The 21,708-nt window shown below is 67.5% G+C and carries 22 protein-coding genes and 1 tRNA gene; 16 read left to right on the top strand and 7 right to left on the bottom strand.

Going from position 1 to position 21,708, the window contains the following annotated elements:
• Positions 1-36 precede the first annotated feature (36 nt).
• A complete protein-coding gene (locus ACKTTN_RS10335) occupies positions 37-444 on the bottom strand; it encodes a DUF6491 family protein (protein WP_407909757.1) in 408 nt (135 codons plus the stop codon).
• 150 nt (positions 445-594) lie between these two features.
• Here ACKTTN_RS10335 and ACKTTN_RS10330 point away from each other — a divergent pair.
• Positions 595-670 (top strand) — tRNA-Phe (locus ACKTTN_RS10330).
• Between the two features lie 208 nt (positions 671-878).
• Here ACKTTN_RS10330 and ACKTTN_RS10325 read toward each other — a convergent pair.
• Positions 879-1,235: a prepilin-type N-terminal cleavage/methylation domain-containing protein gene (locus ACKTTN_RS10325; protein WP_407909756.1), complete on the bottom strand. Its 357-nt coding sequence runs from the start codon at positions 1,233-1,235 to the stop codon at positions 879-881.
• A 414-nt stretch (positions 1,236-1,649) separates the two neighbouring features.
• On the opposite strand from ACKTTN_RS10325, the gene ACKTTN_RS10320 reads away from it, so the two are divergent.
• The 3 genes from ACKTTN_RS10320 to ACKTTN_RS10310 are packed head-to-tail and all read left to right on the top strand — an operon-like array spanning position 1,650 to position 3,654.
• A complete protein-coding gene (locus ACKTTN_RS10320) occupies positions 1,650-2,540 on the top strand; it encodes an MBL fold metallo-hydrolase (RefSeq protein ID WP_407909755.1) in 891 nt (296 codons plus the stop codon).
• Positions 2,537-3,253 (top strand): TMEM43 family protein, encoded by a 717-nt coding sequence (locus ACKTTN_RS10315; RefSeq protein WP_407909754.1) that lies wholly within the window; start codon positions 2,537-2,539, stop codon positions 3,251-3,253. The genes ACKTTN_RS10320 and ACKTTN_RS10315 overlap by 4 nt, the downstream gene beginning before the upstream one ends.
• Positions 3,253-3,654, top strand: a complete 402-nt coding sequence (locus ACKTTN_RS10310) for an MAPEG family protein (protein WP_407909753.1) — start codon at positions 3,253-3,255, stop codon at positions 3,652-3,654. The genes ACKTTN_RS10315 and ACKTTN_RS10310 overlap by 1 nt, the downstream gene beginning before the upstream one ends.
• 65 nt (positions 3,655-3,719) lie before the next feature.
• On the opposite strand, the gene ACKTTN_RS10305 is transcribed toward ACKTTN_RS10310, so the two are convergent.
• Positions 3,720-5,228 (bottom strand): aminotransferase class III-fold pyridoxal phosphate-dependent enzyme, encoded by a 1,509-nt coding sequence (locus ACKTTN_RS10305; RefSeq protein ID WP_407909752.1) that lies wholly within the window; start codon positions 5,226-5,228, stop codon positions 3,720-3,722.
• A gap of 206 nt (positions 5,229-5,434) precedes the next feature.
• Between ACKTTN_RS10305 and queA the strand changes: the two genes are divergently transcribed.
• From queA to secF, 5 genes are all read left to right on the top strand, one after another.
• Positions 5,435-6,499 carry a tRNA preQ1(34) S-adenosylmethionine ribosyltransferase-isomerase QueA gene (gene queA, locus ACKTTN_RS10300; protein ID WP_407909751.1) on the top strand — a complete coding sequence of 355 codons (1,065 nt, stop codon included), beginning with the start codon at positions 5,435-5,437 and terminating at the stop codon, positions 6,497-6,499.
• A 76-nt stretch (positions 6,500-6,575) separates the two neighbouring features.
• A complete protein-coding gene (tgt, locus tag ACKTTN_RS10295) occupies positions 6,576-7,712 on the top strand; it encodes a tRNA guanosine(34) transglycosylase Tgt (protein WP_407909750.1) in 1,137 nt (378 codons plus the stop codon).
• An 81-nt stretch (positions 7,713-7,793) separates the two neighbouring features.
• Entirely contained in the window at positions 7,794-8,138 is a 345-nt protein-coding gene (gene yajC / locus ACKTTN_RS10290; RefSeq protein ID WP_407909749.1) for a preprotein translocase subunit YajC, read from the top strand.
• A gap of 73 nt (positions 8,139-8,211) precedes the next feature.
• On the top strand, positions 8,212-10,074 hold the full coding sequence (gene secD, locus ACKTTN_RS10285) for a protein translocase subunit SecD (RefSeq protein WP_407909748.1): 1,863 nt from the start codon (positions 8,212-8,214) through the stop codon (positions 10,072-10,074).
• Positions 10,075-10,087: 13 nt separating this feature from the next.
• Positions 10,088-11,053 carry a protein translocase subunit SecF gene (secF, locus tag ACKTTN_RS10280; protein ID WP_407909747.1) on the top strand — a complete coding sequence of 322 codons (966 nt, stop codon included), beginning with the start codon at positions 10,088-10,090 and terminating at the stop codon, positions 11,051-11,053.
• A gap of 154 nt (positions 11,054-11,207) precedes the next feature.
• Here secF and ACKTTN_RS10275 read toward each other — a convergent pair whose 3' ends face one another.
• Positions 11,208-12,035, bottom strand: coding sequence for an inositol monophosphatase family protein (locus tag ACKTTN_RS10275; RefSeq protein WP_407909746.1), 828 nt, complete (start codon positions 12,033-12,035; stop codon positions 11,208-11,210).
• Between the two features lie 78 nt (positions 12,036-12,113).
• Here ACKTTN_RS10275 and ACKTTN_RS10270 point away from each other — a divergent pair, with 78 nt between their 5' ends.
• The 3 genes from ACKTTN_RS10270 (at position 12,114) to ACKTTN_RS10260 (ending at position 16,052) form a co-directional block, all read left to right on the top strand.
• The gene (locus ACKTTN_RS10270) at positions 12,114-12,887 is read left to right on the top strand and encodes an RNA methyltransferase (RefSeq protein ID WP_407909745.1); all 774 of its coding nucleotides are present in this window, start codon (positions 12,114-12,116) and stop codon (positions 12,885-12,887) included.
• A gap of 103 nt (positions 12,888-12,990) precedes the next feature.
• Positions 12,991-13,920, top strand: a complete 930-nt coding sequence (locus ACKTTN_RS10265) for a phosphate/phosphite/phosphonate ABC transporter substrate-binding protein (protein ID WP_407909744.1) — start codon at positions 12,991-12,993, stop codon at positions 13,918-13,920.
• Complete coding sequence (locus tag ACKTTN_RS10260; protein ID WP_407909743.1) at positions 13,917-16,052, top strand: putative bifunctional diguanylate cyclase/phosphodiesterase; 2,136 nt, start codon at positions 13,917-13,919, stop codon at positions 16,050-16,052. Before ACKTTN_RS10265 ends, ACKTTN_RS10260 begins: the two co-directional genes overlap by 4 nt.
• A gap of 1 nt (position 16,053) precedes the next feature.
• Here ACKTTN_RS10260 and ACKTTN_RS10255 read toward each other — a convergent pair whose 3' ends face one another.
• Together ACKTTN_RS10255 and ACKTTN_RS10250 are read right to left on the bottom strand one after the other, a co-directional pair.
• Positions 16,054-16,671, bottom strand: coding sequence for an exopolysaccharide biosynthesis protein (locus ACKTTN_RS10255; RefSeq protein WP_407909742.1), 618 nt, complete (start codon positions 16,669-16,671; stop codon positions 16,054-16,056).
• Positions 16,655-17,971: a hemolysin family protein gene (locus tag ACKTTN_RS10250; protein ID WP_407909741.1), complete on the bottom strand. Its 1,317-nt coding sequence runs from the start codon at positions 17,969-17,971 to the stop codon at positions 16,655-16,657. Before ACKTTN_RS10250 ends, ACKTTN_RS10255 begins: the two co-directional genes overlap by 17 nt.
• Before the next feature lie 219 nt (positions 17,972-18,190).
• Between ACKTTN_RS10250 and ACKTTN_RS10245 the strand changes: the two genes are divergently transcribed.
• Positions 18,191-18,817 (top strand): DUF47 domain-containing protein, encoded by a 627-nt coding sequence (locus tag ACKTTN_RS10245; protein WP_407909740.1) that lies wholly within the window; start codon positions 18,191-18,193, stop codon positions 18,815-18,817.
• Positions 18,818-18,827: 10 nt separating this feature from the next.
• Entirely contained in the window at positions 18,828-19,955 is a 1,128-nt protein-coding gene (locus ACKTTN_RS10240; protein ID WP_407909739.1) for an inorganic phosphate transporter, read from the top strand.
• Between the two features lie 194 nt (positions 19,956-20,149).
• Here the strand turns inward: ACKTTN_RS10240 and ACKTTN_RS10235 are convergent, their stop codons facing one another.
• Positions 20,150-20,560 carry a type III secretion system chaperone family protein gene (locus ACKTTN_RS10235; protein ID WP_407909738.1) on the bottom strand — a complete coding sequence of 137 codons (411 nt, stop codon included), beginning with the start codon at positions 20,558-20,560 and terminating at the stop codon, positions 20,150-20,152.
• Positions 20,561-20,598: 38 nt separating this feature from the next.
• Here ACKTTN_RS10235 and ACKTTN_RS10230 point away from each other — a divergent pair, with 38 nt between their 5' ends.
• A complete protein-coding gene (locus tag ACKTTN_RS10230) occupies positions 20,599-20,943 on the top strand; it encodes an MGMT family protein (RefSeq protein ID WP_407909737.1) in 345 nt (114 codons plus the stop codon).
• 81 nt (positions 20,944-21,024) lie between these two features.
• Entirely contained in the window at positions 21,025-21,696 is a 672-nt protein-coding gene (locus ACKTTN_RS10225) for a rhomboid family intramembrane serine protease (RefSeq protein WP_407909736.1), read from the top strand.
• Positions 21,697-21,708 lie beyond the last annotated feature (12 nt).

Below are 21,708 nucleotides of genomic sequence, written 5' to 3'. Positions count from 1 at the left end.
GCGGCGCTATTGCAGGCCCCGCGGCGCCGTTGTCCATCAGCGGGCGCCACGCTCGGCATTGCGGATCCCCTGGACATCGAGCGGACGAATCTGCTCGATCGTGCACGACATCGCATTGACGTTGCGGCTGATGGGCGTCACGCGGTCGAAGCGTGCAGTCACGTGTCCCATGCTGTCACTCAACTTGATCGCCTGCGCCCACTCGAGTTCCGAGCAGTCCGACACATCCAGCAGCCAGGCGCGCGTGGGCGACGTCCAGATCGCGAGCGCATCGCGTCCGAGCGGCGTCCACTGTTTCATCGGCGCCAGGTACGGAAAGCTGTCGACCGGCGCACCGGCGTGTTCACGATAAAGCTCGAGCTTCGAGGCCGTCTTCGTGTCGCGGCCGCTTGCGCAGGCGGTGACCGACATGGCGAGAAGTCCCATCAGCAGAAGTCGTCGCATGGCCGTGCTCACTCGGGGCGATGACGTGATGATGCGCCCGCGCGAACGACCGCATGCAACGCGGCGGGCGGGCCGTTAAGCGTTGATCCGGCTTGCCAATCACTCCACGCGTCCGTAACATTCCGCCTCCCACGGCCCGGCCGTGGTCGTGGCCGGGTAGCTCAGTTGGTAGAGCAGGGGATTGAAAATCCCCGTGTCGGGGGTTCGATTCCCTCCCCGGCCACCACGAACAACTTAAAGCCCCGCAAAGGCTTCAGCCTTTGCGGGGCTTTGTCGTTCTGAGCGGGGGTTGCTTGTCGCATCCAGCGCAACGCCGAGAGGCTTTCAGGGACGGTGCGGCGTAACGCTGGCGGATGGGCGAAACGGAATGATCGGCGGCCGCGCCGGCGACGACGTCTCGCGATCCGGAGTCCAGGGTTGCTGCTAGCGCTCGCTCAGTTGAGGTGGCAGCTGTTGCTGCCGGAGGCGCAGCTCGTGTTCTCGACGAGGCTGGGCGTGCCCTTCGTCTTGGGAGTGAAGATCTTGACGACGTTGTTCTCGTAGTCGTTCGGACTGACTGTAATCGTCCCGGTAGCGCTGCACGCCTTGGCGACGAATGCCGACGCGGTACGGCTATCGGCGGCGTCCGCCACCGCGCTATTCATCCAGGCCTTTGCTTCGGCGAGACAAGCGCCGTTTGCGGTCCGCTGGGTGTAGTTCCGATATTGCGGTAGTGCAATTGCGGCCAGGATGGCGATGATCGCGACGACGATCATCAGCTCGATGAGGGTAAAGCCCTGCTGGTTTTTCATGCGTTGTCCCTCGCGCGAGACGGCAACAAGCGATTCGACGACCACAATCTAGGCGGACGTCGAGGTCGCAGATCGCGATTTTCGTGTTATGGGACAGGTGTCACGCGCGCGCCGGCCCCGGGACTGCCGATGGTTGTCAGGTTTGGACCGCTTTTGTCGTTGCGCGACGCCGGCCGTCGGGTGTCGCCAGATGCGCAGCGATCGTTTGCGCGGAATCGCACTTGGCGCGGACCGCGCAGGTCGAACGCGGGCGCGGGCGGGCCGGAGGACGGCACCTGTGGATTGAGCCCGGGAACGCTCGCCCTCCGGTCATCGAACGCTGTTGAATTCACCGGCCGTGACGTTCGAGCAGCATCGGCTGCGGCGTACTCAACGGCGCACCTGATAGCCTTTAGGGGTGATGCGGAGATTGCCATGAAGCTCTGGTCCATCGACGGCAATACCCAGAAGCTCGACGGCGGCGCCATGTTCGGCAATGCGCCGCGCGCGTTGTGGTCGCGGTGGGCGGCGCCGGACGACCAGGGGCGCATCGACCTGGCCTGCCGCGCGCTCCTGGCCACGCCATTGGCGGGCAAGACCGTGCTGTTCGAAGCCGGCATCGGCGCGTTCTTCGAGCCCAGGCTGCGCGAGCGCTACGGCGTGGTCGAGGACCGCCACGTGTTGCTCGAGTCGCTTGAAGATGCCGGGTTCCGTCCCGAAGACGTCGATGTCGTCCTTCTCTCGCACCTGCATTTCGACCACGCGGGCGGCCTGCTGTCGGCGTGGCAGGACGGCGCCGAACCGACGCTGGTGTTTCCTGACGCGACATACGTGGTCGGCCGTCGTCATTTCGAACGCGCGCTGGATCCGCACGATCGCGATCGCGCCAGCTTCATTCCCGCGCTGCCCGGTCTTCTGAAGGGGACCGGCCGTCTCGAACTCGTCGACAGCGAGTATTCGCACACGCTCGGCAACGCGGTGCGGTTTCATTTCAGCGACGGCCACACGCCGGGCCTGATGCTCGCCGAAATCGTCGGCGCGCCCGCCGCGAATGGCCAAGCGCATGGCGGCGTGGTGTTCTGCGCCGACCTGATTCCGGGGCGTCCGTGGGTGCATGTGCCGATCACCATGGGCTACGACCGCAACGCCGAGCTGCTGATCGACGAGAAGAAGGCGTTCCTCGAGGACATGCTGGTGCGCGACGTCCATCTGTACTTCACGCACGATCCGGCGTGCGCGCTTGCGCGCGTGGTGAAGTCGGCGGACGGGCGCTTCAGCACCACCAACGAGGTTCCCGCGCTGCTGGCGCGACCGCTCGCCGCATGAAGGTCGGTGCGACGTTCGCGTTGGCGGCGCTGCTCGCCGCGGGGCTCGCGCATGCCGAAGCGGTGCCGGAGAACGACCCCGTGCCGTCGAACGCGCTGGAGGATCCCGACTTCCACGTCGGCTCCAAGCAGTTCGGCCTCGAGCGGCGCGTCGAGATGTACCAGTGGCGCCGAGATGACGACGGCCGCTACGCCACTGTCTGGAACGCGGCGCCGATCGAATCCGACGATTTCGACACGGCGCATCGGAATCCCGCGCGGCTTCCGATCCGCAACCGGCAATGGTGGGTCGATGCGGTGTCTCTCGACGGCCGGCCGCTGCCGATCGACGTCGTGCGCCTGTTGGGCCAGTGGCAGTCGGCGCGGCCGAACTTCTCGCGGCTTCCGGCCGATCTCGGCGCCAGCTTCCAGCCAGAGGGCGACGGGCTCGCGAGCAGCTTCAATCCGCTGGCCCCCGCGATCGGGGACGTGCGCATCACCTGGCACGAATTCGTACTTCCGCCACTCGCCGGCAAAGTGGCGCTGCGCGATGGCGCCTGGCAGTTGAGCGCCAAGGCCGCGGCCGCGCCTGCAGTCGTGCGGCCGGCGGTCGACATCGCGGCGGCCACGCGCACGCCGGCGATGAAGCTTCGTCCGTGGCTGATCGCGATCGCCGCGGCCGCGCTGGTCGGCCTGTGGTTTCTTACCCGCGCGATTACCGGAGGCAAGTCCTGATGCCCGTCGTTACCCTGCTGGTCGCCGGTCTGCACGGCCTGCTGCTGATGTCGTTGCTGTGGCCGATCGTGGCGCTGCGTCGCGGCCGGAAGATCGGGCTGGGCGACGGTGGCGATCCGCAGCTTCTGCAGCGCATCCGCGTGCATGCCAACTTCATCGAGAACGTGCCGTTCGCGTTGGTACTGCTCGCGTTGCTGGAACTGGGTGGGCTCGACCGCATGTGGGTGGCCGTGCTCGGCGGCGTGCTGTTCGTCGCACGCTCGTTGCATGCGCTGGGGTTGTCGCGGTCATCCGGCTATTCGTTCGGACGATTCTGGGGCACGTTCCTGACGTGGTCGGTGATCACGACGTCGTCGTTGCTGGCCGTCGTCCGCGCCGCGATGGTGCTGTTCGTGCATTGATCCGTGCGGGCACAAAAAAGGCCGGCAATCGCCGGCCTTTTTCGTTTGCAGCGAAGTACGACGCGTCAGGCCGCGACGGCCTGCTCGATGCGCGGGCCTTCCTTAAGCGCACGCGCGACCATCGCCACGACCATCTCCAGCTCTTCGCTGGTGATGGTGAACGTCGGCGTGAAGCGCAGCGAATTCGCACCGCCGTGGATCACGCCGATGCCACGCTCGCGCAGCCATTCCTCGGTCGAGCCCGCGCCGTAGCACTTGAACTTCGGCGACAGCTCGCACGAGAACAGCAGGCCGGTGCCCTGGACCTTGGTGATCATCCCGCCAAGCTCCGCAGCCAGCGCCTCGAGGCGCTTCACCGCTTCATTGCCGCGCGCGACGATGTTCTCGCGCACGGCCGGCGTCACCTGCGCAAGCACCGCACACGCGACATCGAGCGCGCGCGGGTTGGTCGTCATCGTGTTGCCGTACAGGCCTTTGCGATACAGCGACGCGGCACGCGCGTTCACCGCGAGCACGGACAGCGGGTACTGGCCCGCGTTGAGCGCCTTCGAATACGTCTCCATGTCCGGTGCTTCGATGCCTTCGAAGCCCGGGTAATCGACGATGGACAGCACGCCGGTGGCACGCAGGCCGGCCTGGATCGAATCCACCAGCAGCAGGCCGCCGTGTGCCTTGGTCAGCTCGCGCGCGGCGTCGTAGAACGCGCGCGGCACGCCCCGACCCGGGTCGCCTTCGCCCATCACCGGCTCGAGGAACATCGCCTCGATGAACCAGCCGTTCGCGTCGGCATCGGCGAACGCGCGACGCAACGCGTCGACGTCGTAAGGCTCGACGGTGATCACCGAATCCTCGCCGCGGAAGCTTGCGAGGTGCTGCACATAGGTCTTGCGCGACGAATCCGAGTACAGCGCCGGGCGCTCGGTGCGGCCGTGGAAGCTGCCCTTGACGACGAGGCGCTTGATCGTGCGGCCTGCATGGCGCGCGCCGGCGTCGGTCATCAGCTTGGCGTTGGCGTCGGCGATGCGCGCCGCGAGCGACACCGATTCGGAACCGGAATTCAGGCAGAAGAAGCGCTCGTACGGGCAGCCGCCCGACGCGCCGATCACGGCGCGGATGGCGCGGTCGAAACGACGCTGGGCGAGCGACGGCGTCATGATGTTCGCCATCACCTGCGGCTTGGACATCGCGTCGATCACCGCGGCCGGCGCATGGCCGAACCCGAGCATGCCGTAGCCGCCGGAGTCGTGGAGCACGGCGCCCTTGAGCGTCACCACCCACGGGCCACGCGCGACCAGCGCGACGTACGGGTTGACGCCGTCGTCCGGGTAGAAATTGACGAAGCCGGCCTGCACCGCGTGGATCTGCGCGTCCTCGTCGAGGTCCAGAAGATCGGCGGCCTCCGCTTGCACCGCCTCGAACTCGCGCGCCGCGGCTTCGATGGCTTCGCGCAGGTCGGCGTGCGAAGCGGCGAAGCGTTCGATCGTCGCGTCGTCGAGGCCGACCGTCCGACGGCGTCCGCCGCGGGCGCGCAGCGGCGCGAGGAGGGCGGCGGAAGTGGCGGTGGCGTTCGACATGGTGGCGGGCTCCAAGCAGTCCAGGACAAGACGGGAAAACGCGGGGAACAGGCGGGCGCGGAAGCGCGCGCAAGGCGTTTTCCGTTTCCATTCAAAAGGTTGCGCGAATGCTATCACGCGGGTTTTGCGCCGATAACCCCCGGGCCGCCGGTACACTACGCGGCCGTCCGCGCAGCGGATGAACGGCCGAAGACGGCCCCGTCCGCTTGAAGAAGTCCGATTTCGACTACGACCTTCCGCCGGAGCTCATCGCGCAGGCGCCGCTCGCCGAGCGGTCGGCCAGCCGGCTCCTGGTCGTGCCGCCCGGCGATGGGCCGTTCGAGGACCGCGTGTTCCGCGACCTGCCCGAGCTGCTGCGCGCGGGCGACCTTCTGGTCTTCAACGACACGCGCGTCATTCCCGCGCGCCTCTTCGGGAAAAAGAGCACGGGGGGACGCGTCGAGATCATGATCGAGCGCCTGCTGGGCGCCGATCGCGCGCGTGCGCAGCTCGGCGTCAGCAAGTCGCCCAGGGAAGGCGCGGTGATCGAGCTCGACGCCGGCGGCATCGCACGCGTGCTCGGACGCGAGGGCGAGTTCTACCTGCTGCAGTTCGAGGTCGACGAACCGCTGGAGTCGTGGCTCCTGCACGCGGGCCGCCTGCCGCTGCCGCCGTACATCCAGCGCGAGCCAGGCCAGGATGATGCCGAGCGCTATCAGACCGTATTCGCGAAGGAAGTCGGCGCCGTCGCCGCGCCGACCGCGGGCCTGCATTTCGACGAGGCGTTGCTGGCGCGCCTGCGCGCGACGGGTGTCGACTTCGGCCACGTCACGCTGCACGTGGGCGCCGGCACGTTCCAGCCCGTTCGCGTCGACGATCTCAGCCAGCACGTGATGCACAGCGAATGGATCAACGTCGGTGCGGCGCTGGTCGAGCAGATCCGTCGCACGCGTGAAGCCGGTGGCCGCATCATCGGCGTCGGTACGACGGTGGTGCGCGCGCTCGAAAGCGCGACGCGGCATCACGATGACGGCCGCGTCGAACTCGCGCCGTTCTCGGGCGAAACGCGGCTGTTCATCCTGCCGGGCTATCGCATGACCAGCGTCGACGCGATGGTCACCAACTTCCATCTGCCGCAAAGCACGCTGCTGATGATGGTGTCGGCGTTCGCCGGTCGCACGCGCATGTTCGATGCGTATCGCCACGCGATCGCGCAGCGCTACCGCTTCTTCTCGTATGGCGACGCGATGATGCTGTGGCGTGCCGCGGCCGGTGAGGATCCGCGGCCATGATCGACGCATCACGGGGCGCCAACGAATCCCGCGTGCCGTTTTTCCTCGCAATCCCGGAAGCAGGTCCGCACCGCCCATGAGCCGCATGTCCTTCCAGCTCCTCGGCACCGACGGCGTCGCCCGTCGTGGCCGCCTCACGTTCCCGCGCGGAACCGTCGAGACACCGGCGTTCATGCCGGTCGGGACATACGGCTCGGTCAAGGGCGTGACGCCTGAGCAGGTCCGCGAACTCGGTGCCGAGATCATCCTGGGCAACACGTTCCACCTCTTCCTGCGCCCGGGCCTCGACGTGATAGGCGATCACGGCGGCCTGCACGGTTTCACCCGTTGGGACGGCCCGATCCTCACCGATTCCGGCGGTTTCCAGGTGTTCTCGCTCGCGCACAAACGCAAGATCACCGAGGAAGGCGTGACCTTCGCGGCGCCCACCGATGGTAGCAAGGTGTTCCTCGGCCCCGAGGAAAGCATGCGCATCCAGAAGGTGCTCGACTCGGACATCGTGATGATCTTCGACGAGTGCCCGCCCGTGCATGTCGACGGTGTGCCGGTCGGCGCGGATGTCGTGCGTCGCTCGATGGAGTTGTCGTTGCGCTGGGCCGAGCGCAGCAGGCGCGCGCACGAAGGCAACGATGCCGCGCTGTTCGGCATCGTGCAGGGCGGCGTGCACCGCGACCTGCGTACCCGTTCGGCCGAGGTGCTGCAGGCGATCGGCTTCGACGGCTACGCGATCGGCGGCCTCGCCGTGGGCGAGACGGAGGGCGAGCGAAACGCGATGCTCGACCACACCGCGCCGCAGCTCCCGATCGATCGCCCGCGCTACCTGATGGGCGTTGGCCGGCCGGAGGACCTCGTCGAAGCCGTCGCTCGCGGCGTCGACATGTTCGACTGCGTGATGCCGACCCGGAACGCGCGCAACGGCCATTACTTCACCGCGACGGGCGTAATCCGCGTCCGCAACTCGAAGTACGAGCGCGACCTGCGCCCGATCGAGGAAGGCTGCGACTGCTACACCTGCCGCAACGGCTACACCCGCAGCTACCTGCGCCACCTCGACCGCTGCAACGAGATGCTCGGTCCGATGCTGGGCACGCTGCACAACCTGCGCTACTACCAGCGCCTGATGGCCGGCATGCGCGAGGCGATCGAGCAGGGGCGGTTCGCGGACTTCCGGGACGCGTTCTATGCCGCGCGGCGGGCAGGTGAGGGCAGCTGAACCCGGTATCGACCTATCCGCCGGCCCGGGCGACCGGCGGACGCGTGGCATAATCCCGGGTCGCTTTCGCCGGATCCGCCCATGTCGCTTCTCGATTTCGTGATTCCCGCCGCCCACGCCCAGGCCACTGGCGGCGCCCCCGGCGCTGCCGGCAGCGCGCTCGGCTTCCTGCCGATCCTGATCGTCGTCGCGGTCATGTACTTCCTGATGATCCGGCCGCAGATGAAGCGCGCGAAGGAACACCGCGGCATGCTGGACAAGCTCGCCAAGGGTGATGAGGTGCTCGCCGCCGGCGGCCTCGCCGGTACAGTCACCGACATCGGCGAGAACTTCGTCACGATCGAAGTGGCCGACGGCGTCCGCGTTCGCGTGCAGAAGACCGCGATCGGCAACGTGCTGCCCAAGGGCACGCTCAAGGCGGCCTGAGCCGCGACGACTTGAAGGCGGCCGCGGCCGCCCTTACACGTTTTGGACGCGGCGGGGAGCCGCCTGGACTTCGATGCTGACCTACCCGCGCTGGAAATACGCCCTTGCCGTCATCCTGTTGCTGTTGAGCGCGCTGTACGCGCTGCCCAACGTCTTCCCGCAGGATCCCTCCGTGCAGGTCACCGCCAGCCATGGCGCGAAGATCGACGCCGCGCTTCGTGCGCGCGTCGGCGACGCGCTGGCCAAGGCCGGCGTGCCGGCCAAGGGTATGGACATCAAGAACGGCAACCTGCTCGTCCGCTTCGCGAACCCCGACCAGCAGGTCAAGGCCGCGGACGTCCTGCGCGATCCGCTCGGCAACGACTACGTCGTCGCGCTGAACCTCGCGTCGACCGCGCCGGAGTGGCTGGCCAGCGTCGGTGCCAAGCCGATGACGCTGGGCCTCGACCTCCAGGGCGGCGTGCATTTCATGATGCAGGTCGACCAGAAGGCGGCGATGGAGAAGCGTCTCGACGCGCTCGCCGAAGACGTTCGCGTGCAGCTGCGCGATGCCGGCATCCGCTACGAGTCGGTCGAGCGTCGCCCGGACGGCAGCGTCATCGCGACGCTAGCGCCGCAGGACGTGGTGCGCGCGCAGCAGGTCATCACGAAAGGCCAGACGACGCTCGACGTCGCAACGGCGGGTGGCACGATCACCGTTCGCGTCGATCCCGCCGAGCAGCAGCGCCTCGCGCTCGAAGCGGTCGAGCAGAACGTCAGCACGCTGCGCAATCGCGTCAATGCGATCGGCGTGGGCGAGCCGATCATCCAGCGCCAGGGCACCGACCGCATCGTGGTCGAACTGCCCGGCGTGCAGGACACCGCACAGGCCAAGCGCATCATCGGCGCGACGGCGACGCTCGAATACCGCGGCGTCATCGAGGGCGACGCGCAGGACGCCGTGCGCAGCGGCAACGTTCCGCCGGAAGCGCGCGTCTATTACCGTCGTCCGCAGACGCCGAACGGCCCGCGCGCGCCGGTGCTGCTGAGCAAGCGCGTGATCACGTCCGGCGACCAGCTCGTCGGCGCCACCGCCACCACCGATTCGCAGAGCGGCACGCCGGCGGTGAGCATCCGGCTGAACAGCGTCGGCGGCCAGCGCATGTTCGACTTCACCAGCGAGAACGTCGGCAAGCCGATGGCGGTGGTGTACATCGAACGCGTGCCGGAAGTGAAGGTGGTCGACGGCAAGGAAGTCCGCACCACGCGCGTCAACGAGGAAGTGATCTCCGTCGCGACCATCCAGGGCGTGTTCGGCAAGGAGTTCCAGACCACCGGCCTGTCGAGTTCAGCCGAGGCATCCGACCTCGCGCTGCTGCTGCGTTCGGGTTCGCTGGCTGCGCCGATGGACTTCGTCGAAGAGCGCATCGTCGGCCCGAGCCTGGGTCGCCAGAACGTCGAGCGCGGCCTCACCGCCGTCGCCGCGTCGTTCGTGTTCACCCTCGGCTTCTTCCTCGTCTACTACCGCATGTTCGGCATCATCACGAGCCTCGCGCTGCTGATGAACCTGCTGATGGTGGTCGCCATCCTGTCGGTGTTCGGCGCGACGCTGAGCCTGCCGGGTCTCGCCGGCGTAGCGTTGACGGTCGGCATGTCGGTGGACGCGAACGTGCTCATCAACGAACGAATCCGCGAAGAATTGCGACTCGGGTTGCCACCTCAGACGTCGATCTCGGAGGGCTATGAACGCGCGAAGGGAACCATCGCCGACGCCAACCTCACGACGATCCTTGCCGGCCTCGCGCTGTTCGCGTTCGGCACCGGCCCCATCAAGGGGTTCGCGGTCACGCTGATCGTCGGCATCCTGACGTCGATGTACACGGCGGTCTCGGTGTCGCGCGCCATCGCGACGCTGATCTATGGCCGCCGCCGCAAGCTGCAGTCGATCGCGATCTAAGGGAAGACGATCCATGAAGCCTTTCAATGTTTTCCCGTACGACAGCAACATCGACTTCATGCGCCTGCGGTGGGTCTCGCTGACCATCGCCGGCCTGCTGATGCTGGCCTCGTTCGGCGCGATGATCTTCCACGCGTCGCAGGGCGGCCTGGACAAGACGTTCAACTTCGCGCTCGATTTCACCGGTGGTTCGGTGGTCGAACTGCGCTTCGATCGTCCGGTCGATACGGACCAGGTGCGCAGCCGGCTGGATGCGGCGGGGTTCCATGGTGCGCAGGTGCAGGGTCTCGGTACCGGTCGCGAGCTGATGGTCCGCATGCAGGCCGAAGGCGGCCAGGCCAAGGACCGCACCGCCACCGCGGTGGTGCAGGCGGCGGGCACGCCGGACAACCCGGCGCACATCGTGCGCAGCGACTTCGTCGGGCCGCAGGTCGGCCAGGAACTCGCGTGGAAGTCGCTGTACGCGTTCGTGTTCGTGCTTGCCGGGCTGCTGATCTACATCTCGTTCCGCTTCGAGGTGAAGTTCGCGATCGGCGCGATCATCGCGACCGTGCACGACGTCAGCATCGTCGCCGGCTGGTTCGCGATCACCCGCCACGAGTTCGACCTGACGGTGCTCGCGGGCCTGCTCGCGGTCATGGGCTTCTCGATCAACGACACCATCGTCGTCTTCGACCGCGTGCGCGAGAACTTCCGCAGCATGCGTGCGTCGCCGCGCGAGATCATGAACAAGGCGATCAACCAGACGCTGTCACGTACGGTCATCGTGTCGTTCGTGGCCTTCCTGTCGATGCTCGCGCTGTACCTGTTCGGTGGCGCATCGCTGCGCGGGCTTGCCGAGGCGCAGATCATCGGTACCGTCATCGGTACGCTGTCGTCGATATTCATCGCCTGCCCGTTGCTGCTCTGGCAGGGCGTGAGCAAGCAGGACCTGATGCCGAAGGCGAAGGACGAAGCGGCGCTCGCGCGTCGCCCGTAACGGAACTTCGAAGCGTCATGAAAAAAGGCCGCAGCGATGCGGCCTTTTTTTGTTCGGGAGTCCGGGTGGCGGTCGCGGTGCTGTGAGGCAACGTCGCCAACGAAGAAGGGCCGCATCGCTGCGGCCCTTCCGGGAAGTCACCGGGCGAGGCTGCTCAGTCGAACGCCGCCGCGTAGCCGGTGTCCACGATGCGCTTCTGCAGTTCGTCGCAGACCTTGAGGTTGCCAGCCACGATCGGACGGCCTACCAGCCCGCGATTGTCCATCGGGCCGGTCGCGCGGCCGCGGTAGTCGACCACCTTGCCGCCCGCTTCGCGCACCATCAGCACGCCTGCGGCGATGTCCCACGGCTTCACGCCGGCCTCGAAGTAGGCATCCGCGCGGCCGGCGGCCACGTAGGCGAGATCCAGTGCCGCTGAACCGGTGCGACGGATGTCCTCGGCCTGGACCAGCAACGAGTCGACGCACTTGAGGTGCGCGCTCGCACGCTCGCGCTCGCGCGGCGGGAAGCCGGTGATCAGCATCGCGCCGTCGAGGTCCTTGCGGTCGGCGACGCGAACGCGTTTGTCGTTGAGTACCGCGCCGGCCCCGCGCGAGGCATGGAAGATCTCGTTGCGCAGCGGGTCGAAGATCACGCCGTTGATCGGCTCGCCGTTCTCGACCAGCGCGATCGACACGCAGAAGTGCGGGATGCCGCGCAGGTAATTGCTGGTGCCGTCGAGCGGGTCGATGACCCACGTGTAGCGCGCGCGCGCGCCGGTGTTCAGCGGGCCGCTTTCCTCGCCGAGGATCGCGTAGTCGGGCGTGGCGCGGCGGAATTCCTTGATGATTTCCTTCTCGGCCAGGCTGTCGACTTCGCTCGCGAAGTCCATGCGGCCCTTCTCGACGACGTTCAGCGAGTCGAGCTTGTGCATGTGGCGGAGCAGGACGTTGCCGGCGGCGCGCGCGGCCTTGATCATCAAGGTGATGGCGGGTTTCTGCATGGGGATGTCCGGGCGCGCTGGCCGTGGAAAAGAGCGATTCCGCCATCGGCGGCGGGCGCGAAGCTTACCATTGCGGGCATGACCCCAGATTTCATGACGCTCGCCGCCGACCGCATCCGGATCGTGCTGGTGGGCACGCAACACCCCGGCAACATGGGCTCGGCCGCCCGCGCGATGAAGACCATGGGCCTGCGCCGGCTGTTCCTGGTCGCGCCGGAAAAGGCGCCGGACGTGGACTCCTTCGCACTGTCCGCCGGCGCGCACGACGTGCTCGACGCGGCGGAGCTGCACGATGACCTTGCGTCAGCGCTGGCGGGCTGCACGCGCGTGCTCGGCTGCACCGCGCGCAGCCGTCGCGTCGCGCTGCCCGAACTGTCGCCGCGCGAAGCGGCCGGCACCGTGGTCGACGTCGCTTCAGCGGGCGAGGTCGCGCTCGTGTTCGGTCGCGAGCGCACCGGCCTCACCAATGACGAGCTGCATCTCTGCCACCAGGCCGTGCACATCCCCGCCAATCCCGACTACAGCTCGCTCAACCTCGCGGCGGCGGTGCAGGTGCTGGCGTACGAGGTGCGGATGGCGCTGCTCGATCGGGCCGGGCGAGGCGAAGCGGCCGAACCGCGCGACCCGCCGGCGTCGCACGAGCAGCTCGAAAGCTTCTACGGACAGCTCGGCGAAACGCTGGACGCGATCGACTTCCACAAGGGCCGCGCCCCCGACAGCGCCATGCGCAAGTTGCGGCGCATCTTCAACCGCGCGTCGCTCGATGAACGGGACGTGCGCCTGCTCCGCGGCGTGCTCGCCGACGCACAGCGCATCGCGCGCATAGCGACCGACCGCGGCCGTAGCGACTAGCCCCGCAAGCGGCCGATGTGACGAAAATGGCGCGGATCGCGACCGGCGTCCCAAAGCGGGCGGTTTTGCTTTAGGCTCCGCGAGGGCCCTACGGTCGTCCGCCTTGATCACGCGCGTTCTCCGCTACGCCTGCCTTCTGCTGCTGGCTCTCGCACTGGCCCCCACACCGCTCGCCGCAGCGGGTGATTCGTCGTCGGGCGTGCTCGTGCTCGGCCGCGTGAGCGACGACCCCGCCGCGCATTACGACCAGCTCAAGCCGCTGCTGGACTACGTCGTCCCGCGCATGGCCGACGTCGGTATCCGCGAAGGCCGCATCCTGATGGCGCGCGACCCGCAGCAGATGGCGAGCTACATGCGTCGCGGTCGCGTCGACTGGGTCACCGAAACCGCGGGCACCGCGATGCTGCTGCAACAGCGCGTCGCCGCCCGGCCGCTGCTGCTTACCGAGCGCGACGGCGTCAGCCGCTACCACAGCGTGTTTTTCGCGCGCCGCGACCGCGGGCTGTCGTCGCTGGACGACCTGCGCGGCCATCGCATCGCATTCCAGCGGCCGTCGTCGACCAGTGCCTACTACGTGCCGGCGGGCCTGCTGCTCGATCGCGGCATGCACCTGGAAATCCTGCTCTCGCCCGACGACCAGCCGGCCGCGGGCGCGATCGGTTACCTGTTCGCACGGTCGGAACTCAACATCGCGACGTGGGTGCACAAGGGGCTGGTCGACGCCGGCGTCATGAGCAATGTGGACTGGGAAAACCCGGCGCGCGTGCCCTCGACGTTCCGACGCGATTTCATGCTGATCGGACAGACGCCCGATTACCCGCGTGCGGTCGAAGTGGTGCGCGGCGATCTCGATCCGCGCGTCGCCGCGCGTCTTCGTGAGGTGCTGCTGCAGGCCGCCAATGATCCGGCCGGCCGCGAGGCGCTGCTCGCGTTCTTCGGTACCACGCGCTTCCTGCCGCTCGATCCGGCCTCGGAACGCTCGCTGGGCGAGATCGGCCGCGGCGTTGCGCGCATCAAGGCGGACGTCGAATGAGGTTCCGCATCGGTCTTCAGGCGCAGTTCTTCGCGATGGTCGGCTTCGCCATCCTCGCGGCGAGCGCGCTGATGATGCTGTTCTGGATGCGCCAGCAGGAAGTGCAGACGACCGTCGAAAGCCTGTCGCGCCGCGCCACCGACCAGGTGCTCGACGCCAACCTGCACCGCCGTGCGGAAGGCACGACGGAGCAGCTCGCGAAGTCGCTGGTCAACCCGCTGTATTACTTCGATCTCGACGCGGTCGGCGACCTCGCAAAGGGCACGCTGCGCCAGCCGGGCGTGCGCTACGTGCTGGTGTACGACGCCGACGGCAACATCCTGCACGACGGCACGCCCGACATCCCCACGTACGGCCGTCGCATGGACGATGCGCTGGCGTTCGAAGCCATCGGCGCGCGCGAACTGCATTCGCAGATGACGCAGGACATGCTCGACGTCTCCGCGCCCATCCTCATCGGCGGCTCGCGCCTTGGTGGCGTGCGCATCGGATTCGACCGCACCGAAGGTCGCGACTTCCAGCAGGTGGCGATGGGCCAGTTGAGCCAGCAGATCCGCGACCTGGGCAGCCGCCAACTGCTCGCCATCCTGCTGTTGAGCACCGCGCTCCTCGCGCTCGGTGGCGTCGTGCTGGCGCTGATCCAGCGCACGATGGTGCGGCCGATCAGCCAGCTCGCCGATTCGGCGCGCGCGATCGAGGCGGGGCATTTCGACACCGGTCTGCCGGTCAGCAATCGCAAGGACGAACTGGGCGATCTGGTGCGTGCCTTCGGCCGCATGAGCCAGAGCGTCGCGCGGCACGACCGCGAGATCCGCCGCATGGCGTATACCGACGCGCTGACCGGCCTCGCCAACCGGCTCGCGTTCCGCGAAATACTGGACGCGCGCCTGATGCAGCTCAAGGGTGCGAACCGCGAGCTCGCGCTGCTGTTCGCCGACGCCGACGACTTCAAGCGCATCAACGACACGCTCGGCCACGATGCGGGCGATGAGGTGCTGCTGCAGTTCGCGCATCGCATTTCCGACACGGTCGCCGAGATCGGTGGCGCCGATGCGCGCGTCGCGCGATTTGGTGGCGACGAGTTCGTGATCCTCGTCGAGGACACCCAGGTCCGCGCCGCGGCGACGCGGTTGGCCGAACGCCTCGTCGAAGTGTTGTCCGAGCCGCTGGTGGTGCAGGGGCGGCAGGTATTCCTCGGCACGTCGGTCGGCGTGACGCTGTTCCCCGACGACGCCGACGGCGCGACGTCGCTTCTCAAGAACGGCGACATCGCGATGTACCAGGCGAAGGTCGCCGGCAAGAACTGCTACCGCTTCTACAGCCGCGCGATGAACGAGGCGGTCGAGCGCCGCGTGCACCTCGAGAACGAACTGCGCGGCGCGTGGGATCGCGGCGAACTGCGCCTCGTGTACCAGCCGGTTTATCGCCTGAGCGACCAGCGTCTCGTCGGCGCGGAAGCGCTGCTGCGCTGGCGCCACCACGAGCAGGGCGTCATCGCGCCGTCCGTCTTCATCGACGTCGCCGAGCAGAGCGGCCTGATCGACACGATCGGCCCGCAGGTGATGCGCGCGGCGTGCGGCGACGCGATGCGTTGGGAGCACGTGCGCGGCGCCGACGCGGTTCCGCTGTTCGTCTCGGTCAATGTGTCGCCGCGCCAGCTGCGCAGTGGCGATCTCGCGCGCATGGTCGAAGCCAGCCTGCGCGACGCGGGCCTGCCGGCCGATCAACTGCACATCGAGCTGACCGAGACCGCGGTCATCAGCGACGAAGCGCATGCCAGCCAGTTGCTGACGCGCCTGCGCTCCCTTGGCGTGAAAGTCTGGCTCGACGACTTCGGCACCGGCTTCTCGGGCCTCAGCCACCTGCGCCGCGTGCCGGTGGACGGCGTCAAGATCGATCGCAGTTTCGTCGCCGACGTGCTGCGCGACCCGGACGACCTCGCGCTGACCACCGCGATCATCGCGATGGCGCATTCGCTGGGCATCACGGTGGTGGCGGAAGGCGTCGAGAAGGAAGGTCAGTACGAACTGCTGCGCGAGCGTCGTTGCGATCTCGCGCAGGGCTACTGGCTGGGCCATCCGCTCGAGATGGAAGAATTCCTCGCGCTGATCGCGGACGAAGTTCCGGCCTGAGTCAGAGGTACTGCGCGACGGCGCGGGCCAGGCTTCCCGACAGCAGCCCGAACACCACCAGCGCGGCTACGGCCGCCGCCCACGCGATTCCCATCAGCACGCCGTCGCGTTCCAGGAACGCGAGCGCGAACAGCACCACGAGAACGCCGAGCACATAGTTGGTGAACGGGATCGGCAGTGACAACAGCGCGCCGGTACTGAACACAAGCAGGCCGGTCACGATGCCGGGCAGCCAGTGGTCGAGCAGCACCGTGCCGCGCGGGCGCACCACGCGCTCGAGTCGTGCGAGCCACGGATCGAGCCGGTCACGCACGTGCACGAGCGTGGACGCACGCGGGCTGCGGCGACCGATGAAGCGTGGCAACCACGGGCGTTGAAGGCGCAGCAGAAGCTGCACGCCGACCAGCATCACCAGCGGCCCGCTCAGGCCGCCGGCGAGGCCCGGAACCGGGATGAATGCCGGCGCCGCGGCGGCGATCAGGAACATGCCGAAGGCGCGATCGCCCAGCCCGACGAACAGTTCGGCGAAGGTCGTCCCGTGGTCGGAGGCGGCATTGGCGAAACCGTCGAGCAACGCACGCGTGCCGCGGTCGCCGCCGTGGTCAGCCCGCTCGCCCATCGTCGTCCTCGTCGGTCGACGGCACCCGCTGCATCAGCAGCTTGTCGACGCGCGGGCCGTCGAGGTCGACCACCTCGATGCGCCAGCCGTTCCACTCGAAATGTTCACCCGCGTGCGGGATGCGACCGAACTGCGCGATCACCATGCCGGCCGCGGTATGGAAGTCGTGTTCGTCCTCGCCGGGCAGGGCGCTCGCGCCGAGCAGCTCGCGCAGCTCCTCGACACCGAGCGAGCCGTCAACCAGCAGCGAACCGTCGTCGCGCACGACGACTCCGGTCGCGCCTTCGTCGGCATCGCCCTGCATGCGGCCCACCACGGCGCCCATGAGGTCGTTGACGGTGACCAGGCCGCTGATGTCGCCGTATTCGTCGACGACCAGCGCGAGCGACTGCTGCTCCTCGCGGAAGATCTCCAGCAACTTCAGTGCCGGCGTCGACTCGGAAACGAAAAGCGGCTCGCGCAGTCCCTCGAACAAGGATGGCATTTCGCCACGCCCGACCGCGCGCAGCAACGACTTCGCTTCCAGGATGCCCAACACGTCCTTGTCGCTGCCGCGATAGACGGGGAAGCGCGAGAACGGCGCGTCGTGCAGCGCTTCGAGGTTCTCGACCGGCTCGGCCGACGCGTCGAGCCAGACAATGCGCATGCGCGGCGTCATCAGGCTTTCGGTCGTGCGGTCCCCGAGGCTCAGCACGCGGTTCATCATCTTGCGTTCGTCGGCGTCGATCACGCCCTGCTCGTGGCCTTCGCTCACCAGCATGCGGATCTCTTCTTCCGTGACCGCCTCGTCGCCGCTGTCGCCCAGGCGCAGCAGGCGCAGCAGCAAACGGGTGGAGGTCGAGAGCAACACCACGAACGGCTTGGCGATCTTGGCGAAGAAATCCATCGGATAGGCGACCAGCGCCGCGATGGTTTCCGGACGCAGCGTGCCGATGCGTTTGGGCACCAGCTCGCCGATCAGGCCGAAGAAGAACAGCACGACGAGGAACCCGCTTGCGCGCCCGATGTAGGTGGCGTACGGCGCCAGCGAGGGAATGTCGCGCAGCGGCTCGGCGATCTTCTCGCCCATCGACTCGCCACCGAAGTAGCCGGTCAACAGGCTGAGCAGGGTGATCCACAGCTGGACCGCGGACAGGAAGCTTTCCGGCGATTCCGCGAGCTCGAGCGCCTTGTGCGCGCGCTTGCTGGAACTCGCCATGTGCCGCAGACGGCTCTTGCGCGAGGTCATCACCGCCATCTCCGACATCGCGAAGAAGGCGTTGAAAACCACCAGCAGGAAGACGATCAGCAGGTCGCGCACGGACGGGTTCCCGGATGGGGCGGTCGCGGCGCGTGCCACGGGCCGGGCCGGCCTCGATGGGACGGCGCGGTCCACGGAGCGAATTGGAGCGGGGGAGGGTTCAAAGCGGGCGCGATCTTAACAGGTGACGAGACGCGCCCCCCGTGAACGAGGCGGCCGCACACCGCTGCGGGCCGTCCGTTGTCATAATTCCGCAATTCGACGCCCGGGATGCCCCGCATGTTCTCCCTCCAGACGATCTTCGGCCAAGGCAAGCAGTTCTACGCGCTGCTCGACGAGGCCGCCGTCGCCGCCCACGACAGCACCAAGGCGCTGCACGCGATGCTGCGCGAGTCCACCGGCCACCCGGCGCTGGACGTGTTCAAGCTCGCCCGCCAGCGCGAGCGCGCGGCGTCCGACAAGATCCGCCAGGAACTGGTCAACAGCTTCATCACGCCGATCGAGCGCGAGGACATCGAGGCGCTGGCATCCGCGCTGTACAAGATTCCCAAGCAGGTCGAGAAGTTCGCCGACCGCTATTCGATGGCGCTACGCCACCTGCAGGGCATCGACTTCGCGCCGCGCGCCGCGATGCTCGAGAAGGCCGCGGGCGTGGTCGTCGAAATGGTGCACGCGCTGCCGACGATGAAGCTCGAGTCGATGAAGGGCCTCAGCGACCGCCTGCGTTCGATCGAGAACGAAGCCGATCGCCTGATGCTCGAGCTGTATCGCGACATCTATTCCGGCCGCCTCGAGGCGCAGCAGATGTTCCTGCTCAAGGAATTCTTCGAGATCCTCGAGAAGGCCATCGACCGCTGCCAGGAAGCCGGCACCGTCGCCTACGAAATCGTGCTGAAGAACTCCTGAGGCGACGCCGATGCTGACCCTCGTGCTGGTCGTCGTGGCCGTTGCGCTCGTGTTCGAGTACATCAACGGTTTCCACGACACCGCCAATTCGATCGCGACAGTCGTCGCGACCAAGGTGCTGTCGCCCATGCAGGCGGTGATGCTCGCCGCGGGCACGAACCTGTTCGGCGCGCTTTGGGGCACCGCCGTCGCGAAGACCATCACGTCGGGCATCGTCGATGCGCACGTGATCGAGATTTCGTCGCAGCTCGTGCTGTGCGCGCTGATGGGCGGCATCGTCTGGAACCTCATCACCTGGGCGATGGGCCTGCCGTCGTCGTCGTCGCATGCGCTGATCGGCGGACTCTGCGGCGCGGCGTTGGCCGCGGCGCGCGGCAACTGGCACGCCATCATCTGGGCCGAGCACAAGGACCCGTGGTTCAAGAGCGGCGGCGTGCTCTGGAAAGTGATCATCCCGATGGTGACGTCGCCGCTGCTGGGCTTCATCGTCGGTTTCCTGATCATGGGCCTGCTCTACGCCATCATCTCGGGCATGGCGTCGAGCGGCGGCCTGTTGCGACGCTTCGCGCGCCCGCGTCCGGTGAATGCGTTTTTCGGCAAGGCGCAGATCGTCAGCGCGGCGGCGATGGGATTCGCGCACGGTTCCAACGACGCGCAGAAGACGATGGGCATCATCGCCATCGCACTGCTCGGCGCGCAGTCGGCCGGAACGCTCGACGCGCTGCCGTCATGGCTCGCATTCCTGCATCCGTCGGCTAATGCGATCGCGACGAAGGACATCGACACGTGGATCAAGGTGTCGTGCGCGCTCGTGATGGCGGCCGGCACCGCGGCGGGCGGCTGGCGCATCATCAAGACGCTCGGCCACAAACTCGTGAAGCTGCAGCCGATCAACGGCTTCGCGGCGGAAGCCAGCGCCGCGAGCGTGATCCTCACCGCATCCGCGCTCGGCATTCCGGTATCGACCACCCACAACATCTCGGCGACGATCATGGGCGTCGGCACGGCGAAGCGTTCCAACGCGATCCGCTGGACCGTCGTCGAACGCATGGTGTGGGCGTGGATCCTGACGATTCCCGCCGCGGGCGGCATCGCCTGGCTGTCGTACGAAGCGCTGCGCGCGCTCGGCTGGACCTGACGCAGGGCGCGAAACAAAAGAACCCCGGTGGGGCTCCGACCACCGGGGCTCTACCTCCCGAGCGGGAGACGCACTCGCTTCGGTGAGTGCACGACGGGATCGCCGTCGCGGGTCCACGATCCGCCTTTCGCGGTTAGGCAGACGTCAACAGCCTGTTATGCGCCGACGGCGATGCGGACAGGCTGTCGAAATGATCAGAACAGGTCCCCGCCCGCCGACAGCGTGCGTTCCATGCGATCGCCGACGCCACCGATCTCGAGCACGAGGCGATGCACTTCGGCGAGGTCGAGCCCGTCGAGCGGGCGGTTCTCGCACAACTGCAGATGCGGCACGCCTTCGAGATCACCGACCGCGAGATGGCCGACCTGGCTGTCCCAGTTGAACGCGAGCGCGCGCCGCGGGTCGACGCCAGTCATCGGCGCAACCACGGTGCTGACGCGCAGGTAGCTGCGGCCGTCCTCGTCGGGAATGCGGGTGAGGAAGATCGCCTGGTGGCGGCGACCGTTCTCGAGCGACAGTTCGATGCAAACCAGGCCATCGTCGTGCACGGTGACGTCGTGGCCGGCGCCGTCGAGGTAGTCGCGGATATCGTTGAAGTCGCGCATGGGGGGGTGAACCTCCTTGTGGCGACTATGCTATCGCCATGTCGACCCCGGACACGAACGACGCCGCACGTCGCATCTTCACCGCGATCCGTGCGATCCCATCGGGCGAGGTCGCCGGGTACGGCGAAGTGGCCCGTCGCGCGGGCCTGCCAGGGCGCGCGCGGATGGTTGCGCGGCTGCTCAGTACGTCGTCCGAGCCCGACCTGCCGTGGCATCGCGTGCTGCGCTCCGACGGACGCATCGCGTTTCCCGAAGGCTCCGAAGGATTTCGCGAACAGACCGCGCGGTTGCGCGCGGAAGGCGTGCGCGTGGAAGCGGGACGCGTACTCGCCATGCGCAAGCCGCGCACGCTCGATGAAGCGCTCTGGGGACCGCCGGGCTGAACGCTACTGCCGCTCGCGCAGCGGCCGTGACGACAGCTGCCGCAGTGCAGCAGTTAACATGACGGCTGCCGAGGAGCCGCGATGTTTTCCAAACTGCCGCCCGTCACGCGGGTATTGCTGATCGTCAATGTGGTCGTGTTCCTGCTGCAGTGGCTCGCGGGCGAATCCGTGCTCGGCGACGCGCTGGAAATGATGCAGCTTTGGCCGATCGGGTCCGGTGATGCGTATGGCGCGCCGCCGTTCATGCCGTGGCAGGTGCTGACCTACGGATTCATGCACGGCAGCCCGCAGCACCTGTTCTTCAACATGCTCGCGCTGGTGATGTTCGGCTCGCAGGTCGAGCACGTCTGGGGCGAACGTCGTTACCTCGGCTATTACCTGACCTGCGTCGTCGGCGCCGCGCTGTGCCAGCTCGCAGTCGGTTACGGCACGATGGCGATGGGCGGCGATGCGTATCCCACTGTCGGTGCATCGGGCGCGATCTTCGGCCTGCTTCTCGCCTACGGCATGCTGTTTCCGAACCAGCGCGTGATGCTGCTGATTCCGCCGGTGCCGATGAAGGCGCGAACGCTGGTGATCGTCTACGGCGTGGTGGAGTTGCTGATGGGCGTTACCGGCACGATGCCCGGGGTCGCGCACTTCGCGCATCTGGGCGGCATGCTGTTCGGTTGGCTGTTGATCCGTTACTGGCGACGCCGGCCGCCGTCGCGCGGAAATCGCCCGAAGCCGCCGCATATCCGCGTCGTGCACTAAAAAAGAACGCCC

The sequence above is a fragment of the Lysobacter claricitrinus genome, assembly GCF_045866565.1.
GTDB lineage: Bacteria > Pseudomonadota > Gammaproteobacteria > Xanthomonadales > Xanthomonadaceae > Cognatilysobacter > Cognatilysobacter claricitrinus.
Note: the sequence above shows the minus strand (reverse complement) of the source record. Positions and strands in the feature narration are given on the sequence as shown.

Bases quoted from the DNA above. Each gene is read 5' to 3' on its own strand.
- ACKTTN_RS10335 (WP_407909757.1), bottom strand. From the start codon at position 444: ATGCGACGACTTCTGCTGATGGGACTTCTCGCCATGTCGGTCACCGCC.
- ACKTTN_RS10325 (WP_407909756.1), bottom strand. From the start codon at position 1,235: ATGAAAAACCAGCAGGGCTTTACCCTCATCGAGCTGATGATCGTCGTC.
- ACKTTN_RS10320 (WP_407909755.1), top strand. From the start codon at position 1,650: ATGAAGCTCTGGTCCATCGACGGCAATACCCAGAAGCTCGACGGCGGC.
- ACKTTN_RS10315 (WP_407909754.1), top strand. From the start codon at position 2,537: ATGAAGGTCGGTGCGACGTTCGCGTTGGCGGCGCTGCTCGCCGCGGGG.
- ACKTTN_RS10310 (WP_407909753.1), top strand. From the start codon at position 3,253: ATGCCCGTCGTTACCCTGCTGGTCGCCGGTCTGCACGGCCTGCTGCTG.
- ACKTTN_RS10305 (WP_407909752.1), bottom strand. From the start codon at position 5,228: ATGTCGAACGCCACCGCCACTTCCGCCGCCCTCCTCGCGCCGCTGCGC.
- tgt (WP_407909750.1), top strand. From the start codon at position 6,576: ATGAGCCGCATGTCCTTCCAGCTCCTCGGCACCGACGGCGTCGCCCGT.
- yajC (WP_407909749.1), top strand. From the start codon at position 7,794: ATGTCGCTTCTCGATTTCGTGATTCCCGCCGCCCACGCCCAGGCCACT.
- secD (WP_407909748.1), top strand. From the start codon at position 8,212: ATGCTGACCTACCCGCGCTGGAAATACGCCCTTGCCGTCATCCTGTTG.
- secF (WP_407909747.1), top strand. From the start codon at position 10,088: ATGAAGCCTTTCAATGTTTTCCCGTACGACAGCAACATCGACTTCATG.
- ACKTTN_RS10275 (WP_407909746.1), bottom strand. From the start codon at position 12,035: ATGCAGAAACCCGCCATCACCTTGATGATCAAGGCCGCGCGCGCCGCC.
- ACKTTN_RS10270 (WP_407909745.1), top strand. From the start codon at position 12,114: ATGACCCCAGATTTCATGACGCTCGCCGCCGACCGCATCCGGATCGTG.
- ACKTTN_RS10260 (WP_407909743.1), top strand. From the start codon at position 13,917: ATGAGGTTCCGCATCGGTCTTCAGGCGCAGTTCTTCGCGATGGTCGGC.
- ACKTTN_RS10255 (WP_407909742.1), bottom strand. From the start codon at position 16,671: ATGGGCGAGCGGGCTGACCACGGCGGCGACCGCGGCACGCGTGCGTTG.
- ACKTTN_RS10245 (WP_407909740.1), top strand. From the start codon at position 18,191: ATGTTCTCCCTCCAGACGATCTTCGGCCAAGGCAAGCAGTTCTACGCG.
- ACKTTN_RS10240 (WP_407909739.1), top strand. From the start codon at position 18,828: ATGCTGACCCTCGTGCTGGTCGTCGTGGCCGTTGCGCTCGTGTTCGAG.
- ACKTTN_RS10235 (WP_407909738.1), bottom strand. From the start codon at position 20,560: ATGCGCGACTTCAACGATATCCGCGACTACCTCGACGGCGCCGGCCAC.
- ACKTTN_RS10230 (WP_407909737.1), top strand. From the start codon at position 20,599: ATGTCGACCCCGGACACGAACGACGCCGCACGTCGCATCTTCACCGCG.
- ACKTTN_RS10225 (WP_407909736.1), top strand. From the start codon at position 21,025: ATGTTTTCCAAACTGCCGCCCGTCACGCGGGTATTGCTGATCGTCAAT.